The sequence below is a fragment of the Arthrobacter sp. zg-Y1143 genome (assembly GCF_030125565.1).
In the GTDB taxonomy this organism is placed as follows: domain Bacteria; phylum Actinomycetota; class Actinomycetes; order Actinomycetales; family Micrococcaceae; genus Arthrobacter_B.
Genome location: NZ_JASKLW010000005.1, coordinates 285916 through 304904 on the forward strand (window position 1 = coordinate 285916; position 18989 = coordinate 304904).

Annotated in this window: 22 protein-coding genes and 1 pseudogene; 18 read left to right on the top strand and 5 right to left on the bottom strand. The window is 65.2% G+C overall.

Features of this window, described 5'->3' with window-relative positions:
• Nucleotides 1-22: 22 nt before the first annotated feature.
• The 5 genes from QNN98_RS07910 (at nucleotide 23) to QNN98_RS07930 (ending at nucleotide 3233) form a co-directional block, all read left to right on the top strand.
• The gene (locus tag QNN98_RS07910) at nucleotides 23-547 is read left to right on the top strand and encodes a hypothetical protein (protein ID WP_283996728.1); all 525 of its coding nucleotides are present in this window, start codon (nucleotides 23-25) and stop codon (nucleotides 545-547) included.
• Between the two features lie 102 nt (nucleotides 548-649).
• Nucleotides 650-913: a phosphoribosyl-ATP diphosphatase gene (locus QNN98_RS07915; RefSeq protein WP_229959338.1), complete on the top strand. Its 264-nt coding sequence runs from the start codon at nucleotides 650-652 to the stop codon at nucleotides 911-913.
• A 92-nt stretch (nucleotides 914-1005) separates the two neighbouring features.
• A complete protein-coding gene (gene hisG, locus QNN98_RS07920) occupies nucleotides 1006-1848 on the top strand; it encodes an ATP phosphoribosyltransferase (RefSeq protein ID WP_229959336.1) in 843 nt (280 codons plus the stop codon).
• A 12-nt stretch (nucleotides 1849-1860) separates the two neighbouring features.
• Nucleotides 1861-2631 (top strand): imidazole glycerol phosphate synthase subunit HisF, encoded by a 771-nt coding sequence (hisF, locus tag QNN98_RS07925; protein WP_283996729.1) that lies wholly within the window; start codon nucleotides 1861-1863, stop codon nucleotides 2629-2631.
• A 116-nt stretch (nucleotides 2632-2747) separates the two neighbouring features.
• Nucleotides 2748-3233: a GNAT family N-acetyltransferase gene (locus tag QNN98_RS07930; RefSeq protein WP_283996730.1), complete on the top strand. Its 486-nt coding sequence runs from the start codon at nucleotides 2748-2750 to the stop codon at nucleotides 3231-3233.
• 40 nt (nucleotides 3234-3273) lie between these two features.
• Here QNN98_RS07930 and QNN98_RS07935 read toward each other — a convergent pair whose 3' ends face one another.
• Nucleotides 3274-3807, bottom strand: a complete 534-nt coding sequence (locus tag QNN98_RS07935; protein ID WP_283996731.1) for a hypothetical protein — start codon at nucleotides 3805-3807, stop codon at nucleotides 3274-3276.
• Between the two features lie 124 nt (nucleotides 3808-3931).
• On the opposite strand from QNN98_RS07935, the pseudogene QNN98_RS07940 reads away from it, so the two are divergent.
• Together QNN98_RS07940 and QNN98_RS07945 are read left to right on the top strand one after the other, a co-directional pair.
• Nucleotides 3932-4569, top strand: a pseudogene (locus tag QNN98_RS07940) (SDR family oxidoreductase).
• Between the two features lie 117 nt (nucleotides 4570-4686).
• Nucleotides 4687-5727, top strand: coding sequence for an NAD(P)-dependent alcohol dehydrogenase (locus tag QNN98_RS07945; protein WP_283996732.1), 1041 nt, complete (start codon nucleotides 4687-4689; stop codon nucleotides 5725-5727).
• Nucleotides 5728-5813: 86 nt separating this feature from the next.
• Here the strand turns inward: QNN98_RS07945 and QNN98_RS07950 are convergent, their stop codons facing one another.
• The 3 genes from QNN98_RS07950 to QNN98_RS07960 all read right to left on the bottom strand — a co-directional run bounded on the left by QNN98_RS07950 (nucleotide 5814) and on the right by QNN98_RS07960 (nucleotide 7994).
• Complete coding sequence (locus QNN98_RS07950; RefSeq protein WP_283996733.1) at nucleotides 5814-6437, bottom strand: dihydrofolate reductase family protein; 624 nt, start codon at nucleotides 6435-6437, stop codon at nucleotides 5814-5816.
• Between the two features lie 943 nt (nucleotides 6438-7380).
• Nucleotides 7381-7719 (bottom strand): hypothetical protein, encoded by a 339-nt coding sequence (locus QNN98_RS07955; RefSeq protein WP_283996734.1) that lies wholly within the window; start codon nucleotides 7717-7719, stop codon nucleotides 7381-7383.
• A complete protein-coding gene (locus QNN98_RS07960; protein WP_283996735.1) occupies nucleotides 7716-7994 on the bottom strand; it encodes a hypothetical protein in 279 nt (92 codons plus the stop codon). Before QNN98_RS07960 ends, QNN98_RS07955 begins: the two co-directional genes overlap by 4 nt.
• A 527-nt stretch (nucleotides 7995-8521) precedes the next feature.
• On the opposite strand from QNN98_RS07960, the gene QNN98_RS07965 reads away from it, so the two are divergent.
• The 3 genes from QNN98_RS07965 (at nucleotide 8522) to QNN98_RS07975 (ending at nucleotide 10822) form a co-directional block, all read left to right on the top strand.
• Complete coding sequence (locus QNN98_RS07965; RefSeq protein WP_283996736.1) at nucleotides 8522-9079, top strand: RNA 2'-phosphotransferase; 558 nt, start codon at nucleotides 8522-8524, stop codon at nucleotides 9077-9079.
• Nucleotides 9076-9678 (top strand): hypothetical protein, encoded by a 603-nt coding sequence (locus QNN98_RS07970; RefSeq protein WP_283996737.1) that lies wholly within the window; start codon nucleotides 9076-9078, stop codon nucleotides 9676-9678. Before QNN98_RS07965 ends, QNN98_RS07970 begins: the two co-directional genes overlap by 4 nt.
• A 106-nt stretch (nucleotides 9679-9784) precedes the next feature.
• On the top strand, nucleotides 9785-10822 hold the full coding sequence (locus QNN98_RS07975) for a DUF808 domain-containing protein (RefSeq protein WP_283996738.1): 1038 nt from the start codon (nucleotides 9785-9787) through the stop codon (nucleotides 10820-10822).
• A 28-nt stretch (nucleotides 10823-10850) separates the two neighbouring features.
• Here QNN98_RS07975 and QNN98_RS07980 read toward each other — a convergent pair whose 3' ends face one another.
• Entirely contained in the window at nucleotides 10851-11495 is a 645-nt protein-coding gene (locus tag QNN98_RS07980) for a TIGR03085 family metal-binding protein (protein WP_227911155.1), read from the bottom strand.
• A 99-nt stretch (nucleotides 11496-11594) separates the two neighbouring features.
• Here QNN98_RS07980 and hisI point away from each other — a divergent pair, with 99 nt between their 5' ends.
• From hisI to lgt, 8 genes are all read left to right on the top strand, one after another.
• On the top strand, nucleotides 11595-11984 hold the full coding sequence (gene hisI / locus QNN98_RS07985) for a phosphoribosyl-AMP cyclohydrolase (protein WP_283996739.1): 390 nt from the start codon (nucleotides 11595-11597) through the stop codon (nucleotides 11982-11984).
• Between the two features lie 71 nt (nucleotides 11985-12055).
• A complete protein-coding gene (locus tag QNN98_RS07990) occupies nucleotides 12056-13630 on the top strand; it encodes an anthranilate synthase component I (protein ID WP_283996740.1) in 1575 nt (524 codons plus the stop codon).
• Complete coding sequence (locus QNN98_RS07995; protein ID WP_283996741.1) at nucleotides 13627-14337, top strand: Trp biosynthesis-associated membrane protein; 711 nt, start codon at nucleotides 13627-13629, stop codon at nucleotides 14335-14337. The genes QNN98_RS07990 and QNN98_RS07995 overlap by 4 nt, the downstream gene beginning before the upstream one ends.
• 147 nt (nucleotides 14338-14484) lie before the next feature.
• Nucleotides 14485-14778, top strand: a complete 294-nt coding sequence (locus QNN98_RS08000) for an HGxxPAAW family protein (RefSeq protein WP_227911159.1) — start codon at nucleotides 14485-14487, stop codon at nucleotides 14776-14778.
• On the top strand, nucleotides 14779-15618 hold the full coding sequence (trpC, locus tag QNN98_RS08005; protein ID WP_283996742.1) for an indole-3-glycerol phosphate synthase TrpC: 840 nt from the start codon (nucleotides 14779-14781) through the stop codon (nucleotides 15616-15618).
• A gap of 69 nt (nucleotides 15619-15687) precedes the next feature.
• Nucleotides 15688-17046 carry a tryptophan synthase subunit beta gene (gene trpB, locus QNN98_RS08010; protein WP_283996743.1) on the top strand — a complete coding sequence of 453 codons (1359 nt, stop codon included), beginning with the start codon at nucleotides 15688-15690 and terminating at the stop codon, nucleotides 17044-17046.
• On the top strand, nucleotides 17043-17852 hold the full coding sequence (gene trpA, locus QNN98_RS08015) for a tryptophan synthase subunit alpha (protein ID WP_227911162.1): 810 nt from the start codon (nucleotides 17043-17045) through the stop codon (nucleotides 17850-17852). Before trpB ends, trpA begins: the two co-directional genes overlap by 4 nt.
• Nucleotides 17849-18883, top strand: a complete 1035-nt coding sequence (gene lgt / locus QNN98_RS08020) for a prolipoprotein diacylglyceryl transferase (RefSeq protein ID WP_283996744.1) — start codon at nucleotides 17849-17851, stop codon at nucleotides 18881-18883. Before trpA ends, lgt begins: the two co-directional genes overlap by 4 nt.
• Nucleotides 18884-18989 lie beyond the last annotated feature (106 nt).

Here is an 18989-nt window from a genome sequence, read left to right on the forward strand (position 1 = left end):
GAGGAGCATATATGATCACTTCGTGACTCAGCCTCTCGTCGACCGCAATCCGCCGGTGATCCAGTTGACCCTCCGCCAACGTCCTTTGGTGTTGCTCGGCTCTTTAGTTGCAGCGGGCCTAATTGCTTGTGCCCTGGCATGGGCAGACCAGTGGCAGCGCGATTTTTACGAGATCGCCGGTACATTTATGACCGCGTGGGCTCTGGTATTGGCCATCCTCATATACATTCTCAGCTCGGTTGACGTCAGTGCCGTCATAAATGACGCTGACGACGCTCGTGAGGCTCTCGCTGACGCGTATGAGGATGCAGGGGGACAAGTGATGTCGGATCCAGTTCTGAGAAAGAAACTGGTTGAGTTTGGTGAGTATGTTATCCGGTTGCAGGAGAAGTACAGAGTGCCAGCAGACGATATCGTTCACATAGATCGAGCTCCTCAGAAAAATCAGGAACGAAATCGAGCTGTGCTTATCCACACGCGTCATGGAAAGCGTTACAGCGTATTCCACGGCGGTAAGGGCGGTGGATGGCATGTCACGAAGTATTAGGACTGTTCTAGGGGTTTAGGATGCATCAGTCTCGTCTGCCCGCCCAGTCACACCAGCCCCCCGATTCCGTCACACACCGCGGCACAGCGTACCCTTGACCATGTGAAAACCTTCGAAGACCTCTTTGCCGAGCTGAGCCAGAAAGTTCAGGACCGCCCCGCCGGGTCACGCACCGTGACCGAATTCGAGTCGGGCGTGCATGGCATCGGTAAGAAGGTTGTTGAGGAGGCCGCCGAAGTGTGGATGGCCGCCGAATACGAATCCGATGCCGAATGCGCCGAAGAAATCTCCCAGCTGCTCTACCACCTCCAGGTCCTGATGCTCGCCAAAGGCCTGAGCCTGCAGGACGTCTACAAGCATCTCTAGCCACGCGCCTTTCCGCGTGTGGCCCGCCGGTTGAACTACTCCCTGCGCAGTAACAAACCCGCAGCAACAAACTTCCAGCGAAAGATGCTCCCATGCTCCGTGTAGCCGTACCCAACAAGGGTGCCCTGTCCGAATCCGCCTCCGCCATGCTCAACGAGGCGGGCTACCGCCAGCGCCGCGACACCCGCGAACTGGTCATGGTGGACCCCGACAACGACGTTGAATTCTTTTTCCTCCGGCCCCGCGACATCGCCGTGTACGTGGGCGCCGGAACGCTCGACGTCGGCCTCACCGGCCGCGACCTGTTCCTGGACGCCCAGGTGGACGCCGAGGAACTGCTGAGCCTCGGCTTCGGCGCCTCCACCTTCCGCTTCGCCGGCCCGGTGGGGGACTTCACCTCCATTGACCAGCTTGAAGGCAAGCGCCTGGCCACCAGCTACGACGGTCTGCTGCGCTCCTACCTGACCGAACGCGGCATCAACGCCTCCGTGGTCCGGCTCGACGGCGCCGTGGAATCCTCCGTACGCCTCGGCGTCGCCGACGCGATCGCCGACGTCGTCGAAACCGGCACCACCCTGCGCGCCGCCGGCATGGAAATCTTCGGCGAACCGATCCTGAAATCCGAAGCCGTGCTGATCGGCCGGCCCGGCGCCAACCCCGCCGGCGTCGACGTGCTGATCCGCCGCCTGCGCGGTGTGCTGGTGGCCCGGCAATACGTGATGATGGACTACGACGTCCGCAAGGACCTGGTGGAGCAGGCCGCCGCCCTGACCCCGGGCCTGGAATCGCCCACCGTGTCCCCGCTGCAGAACAGCGACTGGGTTGCCGTCCGCTCCATGATCAAGAAGTCCGAAACCAACCGCATCATGGACGAGCTCTACGACATCGGCGCCCGGGCCATCCTGGTCAGCAGCATCCACGCCTGCCGGATCTAGGGGGAGAACACCATGAGTGTTGCCATTCGCGTCATCCCCTGCCTGGACGTCGACGCCGGCCGGGTGGTCAAGGGCATCAACTTCGAAGGCCTGCGCGACGCCGGGGACCCGGTGGAACTCGCGCACCGGTACGACAGGGCCGGCGCCGACGAGCTGACCTTCCTGGACGTCACCGCGTCCTCGGGCAACCGGGACACCACGTTCGACGTCGTCGCGCGCACCGCCGAAGAGGTCTTCATTCCGCTGACCGTCGGCGGGGGAGTGCGCTCCATTGCCGACGTGGACCGGCTGCTGCGCTACGGCGCGGACAAGGCCTCCATCAACACCGCCGCCGTCGCCCGCCCGGACGTGATCGACGAGATCACCCGGCACTTCGGCTCACAGGTGCTGGTGCTCTCCGTGGACGCACGGCGCACGCACGACGGCGCCACGCCGTCGGGCTTTGAAGTCACCACCCACGGCGGGCGCACGGGCACCGGGATCGACGCCGTCGCCTGGGCGAAGGAGGCCGCGGACCGCGGCGTAGGGGAGATCCTGCTGAACTCCATCGACGCCGACGGAACCCGCGAGGGTTTCGACATCGAAATGATCAAGGCCGTCCGCGCCGCCGTGGACGTGCCGCTGATCGCCTCCGGCGGGGCCGGCAAGCCCGAGCACTTCCCGGCCGCCGTGATAGCCGGTGCCGACGCCGTCCTGGCCGCCTCGGTGTTCCACTTCGGCCCGGACGATGCGATCCACCAGGTGAAGCAGGCCATCCGCGACGCCGGGTACGACGTCCGCTAGCTGCTGCCCCTCACGGCCTCCCCGGCCTCCCCGGCCACACCGGCAGGCCCGGCCGTGAGGGCGCGCTGGGCTGCGCTCGGCTAGGAACGCAGACGGATGTGGCATGCTTCCGTCTCATGACTATGCCAACACGCGTCCGACGCGCCGAAGTAAGCGATCTGCCCTTCATCCTGCGTCAAGAGCGCGAATACATGGAGACCATCGAGCCGCATGCGCTCCTGGGGTGGATGAGCGTTCTCGACCAGAACCTGGAACTCTGGATCGATTGCCTTCCCTCCACGCTCTTCTGCCTTGATGCAGAAGGTCACCCGCTCGGGTATGTGATGGGCAGCCTCGACGGCGACACCGCAACACTGGTCTCGATCAGTGTCCTCGGAAGCCATCGCCGCCAAGGACTCGGCAGGGTCCTTCTGGATGCGTTCGAGCAGAGCGCCGCTCCAAGCGGAGCCCGCGTTGTGGAACTCGGTGTTTTCCGAAGCAACCAGGCCCATCTGCTGTACCGGGCCGCGGGTTACGAAGCCACGGGTCAAGACGGTGAGTATGTGCTGTTCAGCAAGACGCTCAGCCCCGTTGCAGGGGATGACCGGGCATTGTTGGGCTGAACGCCCGGCAGGGAGGTTCCCCTGCCAAACGGTGGTTCTTCTAGACGCGGGCCGGAACGAGGTTGGCGAAGGGCAGCCGGCCGTACTGGTGGGTGAACTGCTGCTGACACTCCGCGAGAGCGGCGTTGAGCTCTTCCGGCGGCAGTTCCTTCCAGGCCACCAGAAGATCCTCTGCATCGACCAGCTGCCAGACCAGCCGGCCGTCCCAGTGGCCCGGCGGCTTCCCCCTGCCGAAGTCCACAAATTCCGTGATCTGCCGCCGCAGGCCGCGGTTGCCCTGGCTGCCGGCCCCGGCCTTGCCGAAGAAGAGGATGTCCGCCTCCGCCACCCACTCGGCGGCCAGTTCATCCCGGGATAGGGACGGCTTCTTCTTCTTGAACACCCCGGCCGTGCTCTCCTTGAGGAACCGCGGTTCAAACCCGTCGGGGCGCACGACGGCGAAGATCCCCTGGCGCTGCGGGATCCGGTTGAAGTCGAGGTTGTCGATGGGCCGGAAGCCGGTGAAGCCGTTGGCCTTGAGTGATTTCTTGTTCAACGGGAGGGGGTTCCTTGCGGTGGGGCAGCCGGTTCGCATCCGGTCGACGGGTTCGGCGGACCTCCAATGATATCCGTTCGCCTTGCCGCTGGCTGAGGGCTGCGTTCAGCTTCCGCATCCGGTTGCGCGGCGGGAGACTGGAACGGTGACCAAGGAGGACCGGATGGCCAACAACATTTCCGGCAAGGTAGTCATCATCACCGGAGCATCGTCCGGGATAGGCGAAGCGACGGCAAAGCTGCTCGCCGAACGCGGAGCCAGGGTTGTGCTCGGTGCCCGGCGCCAAGACAAACTGGAACGGATTGCCACGCAGATCCGGGACGCCGGCGGGGAAGCGGTCCACCAGGTCCTCGACGTTACCGTGCAGGACTCCAACCACGCGTGGACGTGAACGTCACCGGGGTGCTCAACGGCATCGCAGCCGTACTGCCCCCGTTTATTCAGCAGCGGTCCGGCCACGTGATCGCCACGTCATCAGTCGCCGGACTGAAGGCCTATCCGGGCGGTGCCGTGTACGGCGGAACCAAATGGTTCCTGCGGGACTTCATGGAAGTGCTGCGCATGGAGTCCGCCGCCGAGGGCACGAACATCCGCACCGCCACCATTTATCCGGCGGCCATCAACACTGAACTGCTGGACACTATCAGCGACCAGCACACCGCCAAAGGTGCGCAGGCCCTGTACCAACGGTACGGAATTGCACCGGAGCGGGTGGCCGACGTCGTTGCCTACGCCCTGGACCTGCCGGCGGACACCACGGTCAACGAGTTCACCGTCGGACCGGCCAACCAGCCCTGGTAAGTTCGGCAATCAGTGCCGGCCGGCGTCGTCGTCCGGAAGGCGCGGGAATAGACCAGGCCGGATCCGGCTTGTGCTTTAAGTGCCCTACGGCACGGTTACCCCACAGCTTGGAGAAATATGACTACCGCACGCGCTTACGCAGCCACTTCCGCCACCGATCCGCTGGTTCCCACCACGATCGAACGCCGCGAGGTCGGCGCCCATGACGTCCTCATCGACATCGCCTACGCCGGTGTGTGCCACTCGGACATCCACACCGTCCGCGGCGAATGGGGACCCATTGCGTACCCGCAGGTAGTTGGCCACGAAATCGTGGGCACCGTGGCCGAGGTCGGCTCCGACGTCACCAAGCACAAGGTCGGCGACCGGGTGGGTGTGGGCTGCATGGTCAACTCCTGCCGCGAGTGTGAGAACTGCAAGGCCGGCATGGAGAACTACTGCCTCAACGGCAACATCGGCACCTACGCCAGCAAGGACGTGGACGGCACCATCACGCAGGGCGGCTACGCCACCTCCGTAGTGGTCAACGACGACTTCGTGCTCCGCGTGCCGGAAAGCATTCCCTACGAAGCTGCCGCCCCGCTGCTGTGCGCCGGCATCACCACCTACTCACCGCTGGCCCACTGGAACGCAGGACCGGGCAAGCGCGTCGCCGTCGTCGGCATGGGCGGGCTGGGCCACATGGCCGTCAAGATCGCCGTCGCCATGGGCGCCGACGTGACCGTCCTGTCCCAGACGCTGAGCAAGCAGGAAGACGGACTCCGTTTCGGTGCGAAGGACTACTACGCCACCAGCGACGAGAGCACCTTCGAAAAGCTGGCCAACACGTATGACCTGATCATCAACACGGTCAGCGCCCCGCTCGACCTCAACCAGTACCTGGCCCTGCTGCGACTGGACGGCACCATGGTCAGCGTGGGCGCCCCGCCCGAGCCCATGCCGATCTCCGTGTTCACCCTGATGGGCAAGCGCCGGTCCTACGCCGCCTCGAACATCGGCGGCATCAGCGAGACCCAGGAAATGCTGGACTTCTGTGCCGAGCACGGCATCGCCCCCGAGGTGGAGCTGATCGAGGCCGCCGAAATCAACACCGCCTACGAGCGTGTGCTGAAGTCCGACGTGCGGTACCGCTTCGTCATTGATGCGGCGACCATCTAGGGTTCAGTCCCTGCTGCAGGAACGCCTCACCGTTTGGTGGGGCGTTCCTGCGTTAAGGGCCGGCAGCGTGAGGGTGATCCGGCCGCTTATGGCTTGCGCCGGAATGTGACATGGGTGGTCCCGCTTGGTGCCGCTTCCGAGCTGACCTCGCAGTCCTCCTCCAGGCCCCGCAGATCGTCCCAGAGCCGTGTGCCGCGCCCAAGGATGATGGGGGCAATGCCAACGTGGAGGTCATCAACAAGACCGGCCCGGAGGAATTCGCGCACTGTCTCCGCACCGCCCCCGATGCGTACGTCGCCGCCGCCGGCAGCTTCGATTGCAGTATCCAGGGCTTCCTGCGGTGACGCGCTGAGGAAGTGGAAGCTGGTGCCGCCGGCCATGTCCAGCGGCGGGCGGGCTGTGTGCGTCAGCACGAAAACAGGCACGTGGAAGGGCGGATCCTCGCCCCACCAACCTTGCCAGTCGGCGTCGCCGGGGTTCGCATGCAGGCCGAACATCCCGGCGCCCATGATTTCCGCGCCGATGTTTTCGAAGTAGCGCTGGGCATAACGGTCGTCGACGCCGGTGGTTCCCTCGCCGCTGTCATCCTGCAGCACCCGCTCACGGAACGTCCGGGTGGCCACGTATGCGGACGAGAGCCGCGCCCAGTCCTCGCCGAAGTTTGATGGCCCTGACGCGTAAGTCAGGTTTCCGACGGAGAATTGTTGCACTCAAAGCAACAACTTTACATAACAAAATTATCGACGTTTCTGCTACCGCGGCCGGCCTGCGATGGCGAACCACCCGTACCCATACGTAAAGACAGGGTATGGCGTTGCGGCAGACAATCACGCAATCCCAGGTCTACCGTGCACTCACCGGAGCAATCAGCCTCCGCGTCAGTCTCGGATTTCTCGGGGGCGGGTTCGTTGGAGGCGGGATGTTTGCGGCCGCGGCGGCAGTACCGACCGCGGGACTCGCATCGGCGGGCTTCGCTTTTGGTGCTGCCATCTCTCTTGGAGGAGCCATTTCAGGGGGGGGGTGAACGCTGCGGAATCATGTAGCTAGTGGTCCCTACCTCACCCACGCACAGGAAAGGAGCAGATCAAGTTGTCTAGTTCAAAGCCCAAACCAAATGCAACCAATCCGGTTTTCAAGATTGGTGGAGTGGTCTTGCTCATTGCCGGTGTTGCCCTCATGCTTTTATCCCTATATTTGATATTTGCGGAGGGTCAGGATCGTTATATGTGGCAAGTTATTGTGGGAATTGTCGTCGCAGCTATGGGCGGCATAGCGATCCGAAGATCGGCTAAATACTGATTGCAATTGTCAGTAGCTTGACCGGTAGCAGTACAAATCTGCCTAAGGACGCATGCCCCCAAAATAACACCCTATTTTCTGGTCAGTGCTGTCAGCCGCTGTTTCCCTGTTCAACGCCCTAGTAGCGCGCCACGTGACGATCAGCCGGGCGGTACGATCAAAAACGACATCAGAGTCATGGCCCTTTCAGGTGTACTGATAGGCATTTCGCTGATCAAATTGGCTATAAATTGATGAAGGGTCGGGGTGCACCCAAGATGCATCCCGACCCTTCACGATATTCCGTAGTCCGGTGATCACTCCGTCCGACCGGGTTTCGCAACCGCAACCCAGGGAGACCGGACTATGCGGGCTCTATTTGGTGGCGTTGGGATGATGGGTGTGCACCTCGGTCAGGACCACGGTGCGGTCATAAACGTAGAACCAGATCCGGGCGCCGTTACGCAGTTCGTATTGCCGCCGCCGGTAGGTAGATCCGGCGTGGGTGATGAATTCCAAGTTGCCTTTCATGCCGTGGCAGGTGGTGTCATCGGCCAGCGGGTCGGCGGGGAGTCGTTCCCAGGCGACCACGACGGTGTTGCGCTGGGTGGCCAGCACATCCGTCCAGCCTTTCTGGGCGTTGCTGGTGCCGAACTCTATCCGGTACTCGCTGCGCCGCAGCGGCCGGGTAACCGGTGTCTGCTTCGGGCTCATCCCCGGTGATCTTCGACGGCGGCCGGTTCATCGAGCCAGTCCAGCCTATCGTCGCCGGTGTAGCCGCCGGCGGTTGCTTCGGCGGTTGATTTCCACTCAGCCAGGACAATGAAAAGCCGGTCGAAATTGGAAATCGAGGCGCAGGCCCGGGCGACCTCAACGATCTCCGCCGCGAATGCCTCCCACTGGGGCTCGGGCAGGAAACCCAGCCAGGGGAACGGACCCAGCAGACGGTCCGGGAAGCTCTGCCCGCCCGGGGCCAGGGAGGCGGCCACCAGTTGGGAGGCCAGCCGGAGCGCTTCGTGCTCGCGTTCGACCGTGCGGCTGGGCAGCAGGGTCAGCGGTTCCCCGTCACGCCGGGTGATGGTGACCGGTCCTTCGTCCGCGGCACGGAAGACCTGTCCCGGGTTGCGGGCAGGTCCGAGGAAGTCGCCGTCCGGGAGATCGCAGCAGTATTCATGCCCCCACTATTCTGAATACGTTCAGAATAGGCAACGGGATCCGCGCAAGCCGGAACCAGGAGGATCAGCTAATCTTCGTCATCTCTCCCCGGCTGGGATCCTTGCGGAGGAGCCACGGCGTTCGCATCAGCGTCGATGCTGTAGATGGTTCTCCGGAGTCTGGTCGGTGGTGGTGGCGAAACCGTCCAGTGAGATGTTGAGGTCGACTCGGACACGGGTCATTGATCGGCTCCCGGTGGGGTGGATGGAGGGTCCCACCCTAATTAGGGCATAATGCAGATTCAATCCCTGCCGGCCATCCGTGAATGTGAGTTCGGCATGCAGATGAAAGGGCTTTCGCCATGACCGCCTCACCGACGGCGTTGGAGATCAGCAAGGTGCTGTCCCACGCGCTGCGCCATGCGCCGGCAGAGTACGGCCTGAGCCTGGATGCGGAAGGTTGGGCGCCCGTGAGCGAGGTGCTTGCCGCGCTGCACCGGATGGGCCCGCAGTGGGAGTCCGTTGACGAGGCCATGCTGCACGAGGTGCTGGAAGCGGCTACGAAGAAGCGGCACCAGATACGCCAGGGCCGGATACGGGCGGTGCACGGACATTCCGTCCCCGTGCAGCAGGTTTCCGATCCGGTCCAGCCCCCGGCCGTGCTTTTCCATGGAACGGCCCGCGCTGCTGCGGCCGCCATCCGGGAATCCGGAATCCTCCCCATGCGGCGGCAGTACGTCCATCTGGCGGACACGGTGGAACAGGCCCGGGAAGTGGGGCGGCGCAAGGAGCCGGACCCGGTGATCCTGACCATCGATACCGGCATCGCCGCGGCAAAGGGAATCAGCTTTTACCGGTCCGATTCGGGCGTGTGGCTAGCGGACGAGATCCCCGCGTCGGCTGTGCGGGACAGCCCTTGAAAAACCCGATGCCTGTCCATGTGCGGGCAACCTGGGTGCCGCGCCAACGCCGGTCCCTGTTTTTCGGCGCAGCACATCTTTCCTACGACGTGCGCTATGCAAACGGCGAAGTGCAATCGGGCGTCGATATTGATGACGTGCTGCAAGGCGCCCGCTATCCGTCTGACTTCCATTCAACGGTAAACGGTGCCAGGGCTGTGGCAGGCAAAGGGATGCCGGGTCAATGGGTGGACTACCCCTACGGGCGCCCGCTTCCGGCCGGCAGCCTTCTCTCCTTAACGGACGACATGTCCCGTTTTGCCTCGATCCTGAGAGTCATGGGCCTTGGCCCGTTGGCGCAGAAGTATGAAGCTCTTGCCTGGCAGCTGCGAACCGACACGTCCCCCGGCATGGTAGCCGAGGCAAGGGAGTGGGTTTCCGGCAGTTTTGGACGAGGCGTGGGCAGTCTTAGCGACCGTTATGTCTGCCGCGACGGAGCCTTTGACGAGGAGCTGAACGCAGAATACGAAACCCTCCTGCAAATCCTCACCGATTTCGCCAATGCGCAAACAGGGGAGGAGTGGCGCGGCAACACCGAAGGTAGCGCCCCAGGGACGTAGATGAGCGCCGTCCCGGCCCCCATATAATTGGCACCATGGCAATTCTGCGCCTCGAGGGCGCCACCTCCGAACAACTGCCCGTCCCATATCAGCTTGGACCCGCACTGTGAGCGGGGGACTCGTAGCCCTGCTGGACGACGTCGCTGCCCTGGCACGCATAGCCGCCGCCTCGGTGGATGACATCGCCGCCGGAGCAGCGAAAGCAGGAGCCAAGGCCGCCGGCGTCGTGATTGACGACGCCGCCGTGACCCCGCAGTATGTGTCCGGCGCCGATCCGTCCCGTGAACTCCCAATGATCAAAAAGATCTTCTGGGGCTCGCTCCGCAACAAGCTGCTGTTCATCCTGCCGGCCCTGCTGCTGATCAGCGCCTTCATCCCCGGCGTAATCCCGTTCATCCTGATGCTCGGCGGCACGTACCTCTGCTACGAGGGCGCGGAAAAGGTATGGCACAAGTTCTTCGGCCACCATGCCGCCGCAGACAAGGACGCGCCCGCAGTAGAGCGCGGACCCGAGGCCGAGTCCAAGGTAGTCAAGGGCGCCATCACCACCGACTTCATCCTGTCCTGCGAAATCATGGTCATCGCCATGAACGAGGTGGGCGACGCGTCCATTTGGATCCGCGCGGTCATCCTTGTGTTTGTGGCCATTGCCATCACGATTCTCGTCTACGGAGCCGTCGGGCTGATCGTCAAGATGGACGACATCGGCCTGCACCTTGCCCAAAAGGACTCGGCAAGCTCGCAGCGCCTGGGCGGACTGCTGGTCCGCGGCATGCCCCATGTGCTGGCTGTCATCACTTTTGTGGGAACCATTGCCATGCTCTGGGTGGGCGGCCACATCATGCTGGTAGGGGCAGCCGACCTCGGCTGGCACGCGCCGTATGACTTGGTCCACACGCTGGAGCACCCCGTCGCCGGCCTTGCGGTGGTCGGCGGCATCCTGGGGTGGCTCGTGAACACGCTGTGCTCGGCCATCGTCGGACTGGTTTGGGGCCTGGTTGTCATGGCCGTGGCGCACCCGCTGAAAAAGGTCCTGCCCTTCGGTAAGAAGGATGGCAAGAAGGACGGACATGAGGACGGTGACGCCCGGGCCGCCGCAGCCGGGCACAGCCCGGAGAAACCCGAAGCCGACTCCGCCAGCTAACCACCTGCGGACGTGCGGGGATTGGGACCTAGATCCCGATCTCCGCACTTTCCAGCAGTGCGACGGCGTCGGGCTGGCCTTCGTACATGACCAGCGCGTGCCGGGTACGGCCGTGGGCGTGCATCAGCAGTTCCCCCGGTTCGCCCACAATGGCCACGGATACCGGTGCGCGCTTGGCCACATGCCGGGGTCCGTCCGGACGGACCAGCACAATGCCCAGGTCCACGCCTCGGTACAGGATGGCGGCACGCTTGATCAGTTCGGCCCAGAGCGCGTCCGAGTACTCGCTGTCCAGGGCGCGCGGCGCCCAGCGGTCCGAGGCGCGGCGGACGTCTTCGGTGTGCACAAAGTACTCACTGAGGTTCGCGCTGTTGTCCACCGCCTTCAGGTGCATGGGGGAGTACGCGGGCGGGCCGGAACGGAACCGGCGGACCAGCTTGGCGTAGCTTTCCGTGGTGGACGCCTTTTCGGCAACTTCGGCCAGGGCTTTATCCGCACGGCCGGCCAGGGGCTTGACGAAGAGGCCCACGGCCGAACTGAGTTTGTGCTCGCGCAGGTACAGGTGCGCGGCCAGTTCCTTGGTCTGCCACCCCTTGCAGAGCGTGGGCGCATGGGGACCCGCCGCAAGCAAGGTCTCGGCGAGGACTTCACGGGACGGTTCTACGTAATGCATCACTGCTGAAACTAGCATGGAACGCCCGAAACCGGCGGCGAAGCGGCGGGTTGCCGCGGGTTGGGCGGCAAGATAACGCGTGGCACTAGAATTGGGACGATGCCATCCTCACCTTTCCCCCAGAACCAGCAGCCCTCGGACCTCGCTCCGGAGCTGCGTGCGGCCCTCAAGCGCGACGACGCCGGGCTGGTTGCCGCCGTCGTCCAGCAGTTCGACACGAACGAGGTCCTGATGCTGGGCTGGATGGACGAGGAAGCGCTGCACCGCACGCTGACCACCGGCCGGGTGACCTTCTGGTCCCGCTCCCGGCAGGAATACTGGCGCAAGGGAGACACCTCCGGCCATGCCCAGTGGGTTAAGTCCGTGGCGCTGGACTGCGACGGCGACGCGCTGCTGGTCCGCGTGGACCAGGTGGGAGCGGCCTGCCACACCGGTACCCGCACCTGCTTTGACGGCCGTGAGCTGGACGCCGTCGTCGGCTCCCGCTGACAGCCCCGCCCGCAAACACGCAGCCGCAAACACCCGCCGCACCCGACCCGACAGGGGAGAAGCAGAACAACATGCAGGATCTTGGAGCCATCCGTCCCGGCCTGGAGGAATTCCGGGCCCTGGCGGCCGACCGCCGGGTCATTCCCGTACGCCTGACCGTGCTGGCGGATGCGCACACCCCCATCGGCATCTACCGCAAGCTCACCAACGGTGAACCCGGCACCTTCCTGATGGAATCCGCTGCCTCCGGCGGTGTCTGGTCCCGCTATTCCTTCATCGGCGCCCGGTCACGGGCCACCCTCACCACGCTGGACGGCCAGGCGCACTGGCTCGGTGAGCCGCCGGCGGGTGTTCCGGTGAACGGGAGCCCGGTGGAAGCGCTGGCCCGCACCGTGGAACTGCTGGCCACCGAACGGTTCGAGGAACTGCCGCCGTTCACGTCCGGGATGGTGGGTTTTGTCGGCTGGGAAACGGTACGGCACTGGGAAAAGCTTCCCAACCCGCCTGCCGATGACCTGGGCCTGCCCGATATTGCCATGAACCTGGTTTCCGACATGGCCATCCATGACAACAGCGACGGCACCGTCACGCTGGTTGCCAACGCCATTAACTTCGACGGAACCGATGACCGCGTGGATGAGGCCTGGCACGACGCCGTGTCCCGCCTGCGTTCCATGCTCACGCGCCTGGCTGCGCCCACGCCGCAGGCCGTGTCCGTGCTGCCCGAGGCCGGCATCAACTCCGAAAACCTCACCGCCGACGTCAAGGAAAGCTGGCCCAAGCCGGACTACACCCGCGCCGTACAGCGCGGGAAACAGGCCATTGTGGACGGCGAAGTGTTCCAGGTGGTCATCTCCCGCCGTTTCGAAGCCGAGTGCCGGGCCGAGGCGCTGGACGTCTACCGGGTGCTGCGCACCACCAACCCCAGCCCGTACATGTACCTGTTCAACTTCGAGGACGCCCACGGCAGCCCGTTCAACGTGGTCGGTTCCTCGCCGGAGGCACTGGTCACCGTCACCGGCCGCGACGTCATTACGCACCCCATCGCCGGGTCCCGCCCGCGCGGCAAAACGCAGGAGCTGGACCGTGAACTGGCTGCGGAACTGCTCGAAGACGAGAAGGAACGCGCCGAACACCTGATGCTGGTGGACCTGGCCCGCAACGACCTGTCCAAGGTCTGCCGGCCCGGCAGCATCGACGTCACCCAGTTCATGGAGGTGGAGCGGTTCAGCCACATCATGCACCTGGTCTCCACCGTCGTCGGGCGGCTCGCGGATGCCTCCACCGCCTACGACGTACTCGCCGCGACCTTCCCCGCCGGGACTCTTTCCGGTGCCCCGAAACCGCGCGCCCTGCGCCTGCTCGATGAGGTGGAACCGCACCGCCGCGGCATTTACGGCGGGGTGGTGGGCTACCTCGACTTCGCCGGGGACATGGACATGGCCATCGCCATCCGCTCCGCCCTGCTGCGCGACGGCAAAGCGTATGTCCAGGCCGGCGGCGGAATCGTGGCCGACTCCGACCTCGAGGCCGAAGCCCAGGAAACCGTCAACAAGGCCGCCGCACCCCTGCGCGCAGCCCTGATAGCCGCATCGCTGCAGACCGTAGCAGCCCCGGAAACCCCCCTCCAGGAAGCAGAGAAGTGAGCACCACCGACCCCGCAGCACCCCGCACCGCACCGCACTGGCAGCGCAAGGGCACCGTCATCATGGGCGCCGTCCTGCTGGCAGCCCTGGCCTTCGGGACCACCACCCGCACCTGGCTGAACGTGGCCCTGCCGGCCACCACCGTGGCGACCCCCGACGTCGCGGTCTCCGGCTCCGACGCCGCCACCGCCGTCACGGCCTTCGCCGTGGTGGGTGTGGCAGCAGCGCTGGCCGCGGCCATCGCGGGCCGGATAGGACGCTGGATCACCGCCGTCATCCTGGTGGTTGCCGGGGTAGGCGTGGCAGCAGCCAGCTACCGGATCATCAGCGATCCGCTGCAGGGAGCCGCCGGGGCCATCGGCAAGGCCATCGGCGTCACCTCCGCCCAAGGGACCGAGGTGGAACTGACCGCCATGCCGTACGCCGCCCTGGTGATCGGCATCCTGATGGCCCTCTCCGGCATCTGGCTCGCCCTGGCCGGACGGCACTGGACCACCTCGCGCCGCTACGCTGCGGCACCGGCTGCGGCGGCAGGCACGGACGACGCCGGCAGCATCGCGGAACCAGGCACCCCGGGATCGGGTACGCCGGAGATCGGCAGCAAGGCAGCCCAAAAGCAGGCAGCTGCGGAGAACAGCGCCGAACCGATGGATGAAATCGACGGTTGGGACCGGCTCACCCGGGGCGAAGACCCCACTGATAAGTAGCCCGATAAGTAGCCCGCTAAGCAGCTTCCCGGGCCTCACCGGCCAGTCAGACCAAACAAGTTACGCCGGACACCGGCGCAATATGTGAAAGGGTTTCCGCCCAGTAATGGCAGAATGGAAACCAGATTCGTTAAGAGGAGATTCAGCATGAGCACAAACGCCACCGACCAGCACCTTGACGCCGGCCAGGAAAACGAAGGCGAAACCCACGCCAACATCCATGACGAGACCATTGGCCACGGCAACACCCCCGCTGCCTGGACCTGCGTCCTGATCATGATCGTGGGCGCCGCGGTTTCGTCCGTCGCCTACGTCATGGCCAGCTACATCGGCTTCTTCGCCGGCATCGCGGTTATGCTCGTAGGCCTGCTCGTGGGCTTCATCATGCGCAAGGCAGGCTACGGCGTCAACGGTTCGAAGCTGAAGAACAGCAGCCACTAAGTGAGCGTTCTCGACGACATCATTGCCGGCGTTCGGGAGGACCTCTCCGAACGCCGGCAAAGTGTCCCGTTCGAGGAGCTCCGCGAACAGGCACTGGGCGCCCCGGCAGCACTGGACGCGTACGCTGCCCTGGGCGGCACCGCCTCCCCGCGCAGCGAGCTGCGCGTGATTGCCGAGGTTAAGCGCAGCAGCCCCTCCAAGGGCGCCCTGGCCGACATCGCCGATCCCGCCGCCCTCGCCGCAGCCTACGAGCGCGGCGGAGCGGCCGTGATCAGCGTGCTCACCGAGCAGCGCCGGTTCCGGGGATCGCTGGCAGACCTGGACGCCGTCCGCGCAGCTGTGGGCATTCCCGTGCTGCGCAAGGACTTCACCGTTGACGAATACCAGATCTGGGAAGCCCGCGCCCACGGCGCGGACCTGGTCCTGCTGATTGTCGCCGCGCTGGACGATTCCCAGCTGCGCGCCTTCCTGGATCTCACCCATGAACTGGGCATGAACGCCCTCGTGGAAACGCACACCCCGGAGGAAGTCGACCGGGCCGTGGCACTGGGTGCCCGCCTCATCGGCATCAACGTCCGCAACCTCAAGACCCTGGACGTAGACCGTGCCGTCTTCGCCCCGCTGGCCGCCGGTATTCCGGCCGGACCCGTAGTGATTGCCGAGTCCGGTGTACGCGACGCCGCCGACGTCGAGCATTATGCCGCCAACGGAGCCAACGCCGTGCTGGTGGGCGAGGCCCTGGTGAAGCATGCCTCACCGGCCGAAACCATCGGCGAGTTCACCGCGACCGGTGCCAAGGCCGTTGCCGCCCGCAGTTGGCGTACCCCCGGTGAAAGCTGACCCATAGCACCACATCCCCTCTGCCCGGGCCGCCACGGTCCGGGCTCAAGCAGGACAGGACACCACCCAATGATCGGGAAGTCGGAACAGGCACAGGCAGCCGGTGCTGCCGCAGAAACCGGAACCGGAAGCGTCACTGAGGCCTTCCTCAACGGGGGAGTTTCCTCCCTGCGCCACGCCTCCGGTCCGTACTTCGGCGAATACGGCGGCCGATGGATGCCCGAATCCCTGATTGCTGCCCTGGACGAGCTGGAAGACACCTTCGAGAAGGCCAAGGCCGATCCGGAGTTCCGTGCCCAGATCGCGGACCTGAACAAGAACTACTCCGGCCGCCCGTCCCTGCTCACCGAGGCCAAGCGCTTCTCCCAGCACGCCGGGGGAGTGCGGATCTTCCTCAAGCGCGAAGACCTCAACCACACCGGCTCGCACAAGATCAACAACGTGCTGGGCCAGGCCCTGCTCGCCAAGCGGATGGGCAAGACCCGCGTTATTGCCGAAACCGGCGCCGGCCAGCACGGCGTGGCCAGTGCCACCGCCGCCGCCCTGCTCGGGCTGGAGTGCGTGGTCTACATGGGCGCGGAGGACACCCGCCGCCAGGCCCTTAACGTGGCCCGCATGGAACTGCTCGGCGCCAAGGTCATCCCCGTAACCAACGGCTCCCAGACGTTGAAGGACGCCATCAACGAAGCCCTGCGGGACTGGGTGGCCAACGTGGACAACACCCACTACCTGCTGGGCACCGCTGCCGGCGCGCACCCGTTCCCGGCCATGGTCCGGTACTTCCACGAAGTGATCGGCGAGGAAGCCCGCGCCCAGATGCTGGAGCAGGCCGGACGCCTGCCCGACGCCGTCTGCGCCTGCATCGGCGGCGGCTCCAACGCCATCGGCATCTTCCACGGCTTCCTGGATGACCCGGAAGTGAAGATCCACGGCTTCGAGGCAGGCGGCGACGGCGTCGAAACCGGCCGGCACGCAGCCACCATCACGCTGGGCCGCCCGGGTGTGCTGCACGGCGCCCGCTCCTACCTGATGCAGGATGAGGACGGCCAGACCACTGAGTCGCATTCGATCTCTGCCGGCCTGGACTACCCGGGTGTGGGACCTGAGCACGCCTACCTGCACGATATTGGCCGGGTCAGCTACGAACCGATCACCGATGCCGAGGCGATGGAGGCCTTCCAGCTGCTCTGCCGCACCGAAGGCATCATCCCCGCCATCGAGTCCGCGCACGCCCTGGCCGGCGCCATCAAGGTGGGCCAGCGCCTGGCCGCCGAGGCCGGCTCCGACGGAAATGTTTCCGAGAAGATTGTGCTGGTCAACCTCTCCGGCCGCGGCGACAAGGACGTGGCCACCGCCGCCGAATGGTTCAACCTGCTGGACAACGAGTCAGCCGAAGCCGAAATCGGCAAAGAAGGGGAACAGCTTTGAGCACCGAGGTACAGCAGAGCAAGGCCGCCGCCGCAATTGACCGGGCGGCAGCTGACGGCCGCGCAGCGCTGATCGGTTACCTGCCCGCCGGCTATCCCAGCGTCCAGGAAACCATCAACGCGGGCATTGCCTTGGCCGAGAACGGTGCCGACCTCATTGAAATCGGCATCCCGTACTCCGATCCGGTCATGGACGGGCACGTGATCCAGGCCGCGACCACCCAGGCCCTGGCCCAGGGATTCCGCGTGGCGCAGGTGTTCGACGTCGTCGCCGGCATCACCGCGGCCACCGACGCCGCCGTGCTGGTGATGACCTACTGGAACCCCGTGGTCCGGATGGGCGTGGACGAGTTCTCCCGCCGCCTGGCCGAAGCCGGGGGAGCAGGGCTCATCACACCGGACCTGGTCCCGGATGAAGCCAGCGAATGGTTCGAAGCCTCGGACAAGTACGGACTGGACCGCGTGTTCCTCGTGGCGCCGTCCTCCACACCGGCCCGGATGAAGAGCACCGTTGCCGCCAGCCGCGGGTTTGTCTATGCGGTGTCCATCATGGGCGTCACCGGCGCCCGGGACAGTGTCAGTGACGCCGCGCAGGACGTGGTCAGCGCGGCCCGAGCCGCCGGCGCCGAACGGGTGTGCGTGGGCCTGGGTGTATCCCGCGCCGAGCATGTCCGCGAGATCGGCGCCTACGCCGACGGCGTTATTGTGGGCACGGCCCTGGTGGCCGCCCTGCGCGACGGCGGCGCCGACGCCGTCGCAGACCTGACCCGTGAGCTCAGTACCGGTACCCCGAAGGGCAACGCATGAACCCGATCCTGGTGCCCGCGAGCATCCCCAGCCCTTCGGCCGAATTCGCCAGCTTCTCCCTGGGGCCGCTGACCATCCACGCGTACGCCCTGTGCATCCTCGCCGGCATCGTGTTGGCGCTGTGGCTTACTTCCCGGCGCTGGAAGGACCGCGGCCTGCCCGCGGACGCCGTCTGGGACATTTCCATCTGGGCCATTCCCTTCGGCATCATCGGCGGCCGGCTCTACCATGTCATCTCTTCCCCGGACGCCTACTTCGGCGCCGACGGCGACCTGGCCCTGATCCCGCAGATCTGGCGGGGCGGACTGGGCATCTGGGGCGCCGTGGCGCTGGGCGCCGTGGGCGCCTGGATCGGCTGCCGCCGGGCCGGGATCAAGCTCTCCACCTTCGCCGACGTCGGCGCGCCGGGCCTGCTGCTGGCGCAGGCGGTGGGCCGCTGGGGCAACTGGTTCAACCAGGAACTCTTCGGCTCCGAAACCGACCTGCCCTGGGGCCTGGAAATCGACCCGGACAACGCCAACTTCCCTGCGGACGCGGCACCGGGAACCCTGTTCCACCCGACCTTCCTTTATGAGTCGCTGTGGAACCTGGCCGGAGTGGCCCTGCTGCTGGTTCTGGACCGCCGGTTTAAGCTGCGCGGGGGCCGCCTCTTCTGGCTCTACGTTGCGTTCTACACCGTGGGCCGGCTGTGGATTGAGCTGCTGCGCATTGACGACGCCGAAATGATCACGATTCTCGGCGTCACACAACGGCTTAATGTTTGGACCAGCCTGCTGCTGCTGATTGCTGCACTGGCAATGTTCGTTTACCTGACTTTCAAGGCCCGCAAGGGCAAGGAAGGCTCCCTTTACCTGCCCGGGCACGAGCCTTCCCCGGAAACCGAAAGTACCGCGGCGGATAACAAGAAAGAAACAGAAGGCCGCAATGCGGATTCCGCGTCATCGGATGCCCGGGCGCGTGCTAATCTCGCAGAGACAAAAACTGAGGAGCCCCTTCCTCACCGGTCCAAGGACAACGGACCTTCCGCCTGAGAATCCCGGGTTACCCTCCCGGTACTGCAGGCGGTAAGCCACATGGACGTGGCGCCACACGGCTGCAGCACCGGGAGACCCATCCGGAAAAGCGCCGGCATGCGGT

Excerpts from the sequence above, each read along its gene's own strand:
- QNN98_RS07955 (WP_283996734.1), bottom strand. The coding sequence starts at position 7,719 with ATGAGCCCGAAGCAGACACCGGTTACCCGGCCGCTGCGGCGCAGCGAG.
- QNN98_RS07935 (WP_283996731.1), bottom strand. The coding sequence starts at position 3,807 with ATGCGAACCGGCTGCCCCACCGCAAGGAACCCCCTCCCGTTGAACAAG.
- QNN98_RS07930 (WP_283996730.1), top strand. The coding sequence starts at position 2,748 with ATGACTATGCCAACACGCGTCCGACGCGCCGAAGTAAGCGATCTGCCC.
- QNN98_RS08000 (WP_227911159.1), top strand. The coding sequence starts at position 14,485 with ATGAGCACAAACGCCACCGACCAGCACCTTGACGCCGGCCAGGAAAAC.
- hisI (WP_283996739.1), top strand. The coding sequence starts at position 11,595 with ATGCCATCCTCACCTTTCCCCCAGAACCAGCAGCCCTCGGACCTCGCT.
- QNN98_RS07980 (WP_227911155.1), bottom strand. The coding sequence starts at position 11,495 with ATGCATTACGTAGAACCGTCCCGTGAAGTCCTCGCCGAGACCTTGCTT.
- QNN98_RS07965 (WP_283996736.1), top strand. The coding sequence starts at position 8,522 with ATGACCGCCTCACCGACGGCGTTGGAGATCAGCAAGGTGCTGTCCCAC.
- QNN98_RS07990 (WP_283996740.1), top strand. The coding sequence starts at position 12,056 with ATGCAGGATCTTGGAGCCATCCGTCCCGGCCTGGAGGAATTCCGGGCC.
- QNN98_RS07945 (WP_283996732.1), top strand. The coding sequence starts at position 4,687 with ATGACTACCGCACGCGCTTACGCAGCCACTTCCGCCACCGATCCGCTG.
- hisF (WP_283996729.1), top strand. The coding sequence starts at position 1,861 with ATGAGTGTTGCCATTCGCGTCATCCCCTGCCTGGACGTCGACGCCGGC.
- lgt (WP_283996744.1), top strand. The coding sequence starts at position 17,849 with ATGAACCCGATCCTGGTGCCCGCGAGCATCCCCAGCCCTTCGGCCGAA.
- trpB (WP_283996743.1), top strand. The coding sequence starts at position 15,688 with ATGATCGGGAAGTCGGAACAGGCACAGGCAGCCGGTGCTGCCGCAGAA.
- hisG (WP_229959336.1), top strand. The coding sequence starts at position 1,006 with ATGCTCCGTGTAGCCGTACCCAACAAGGGTGCCCTGTCCGAATCCGCC.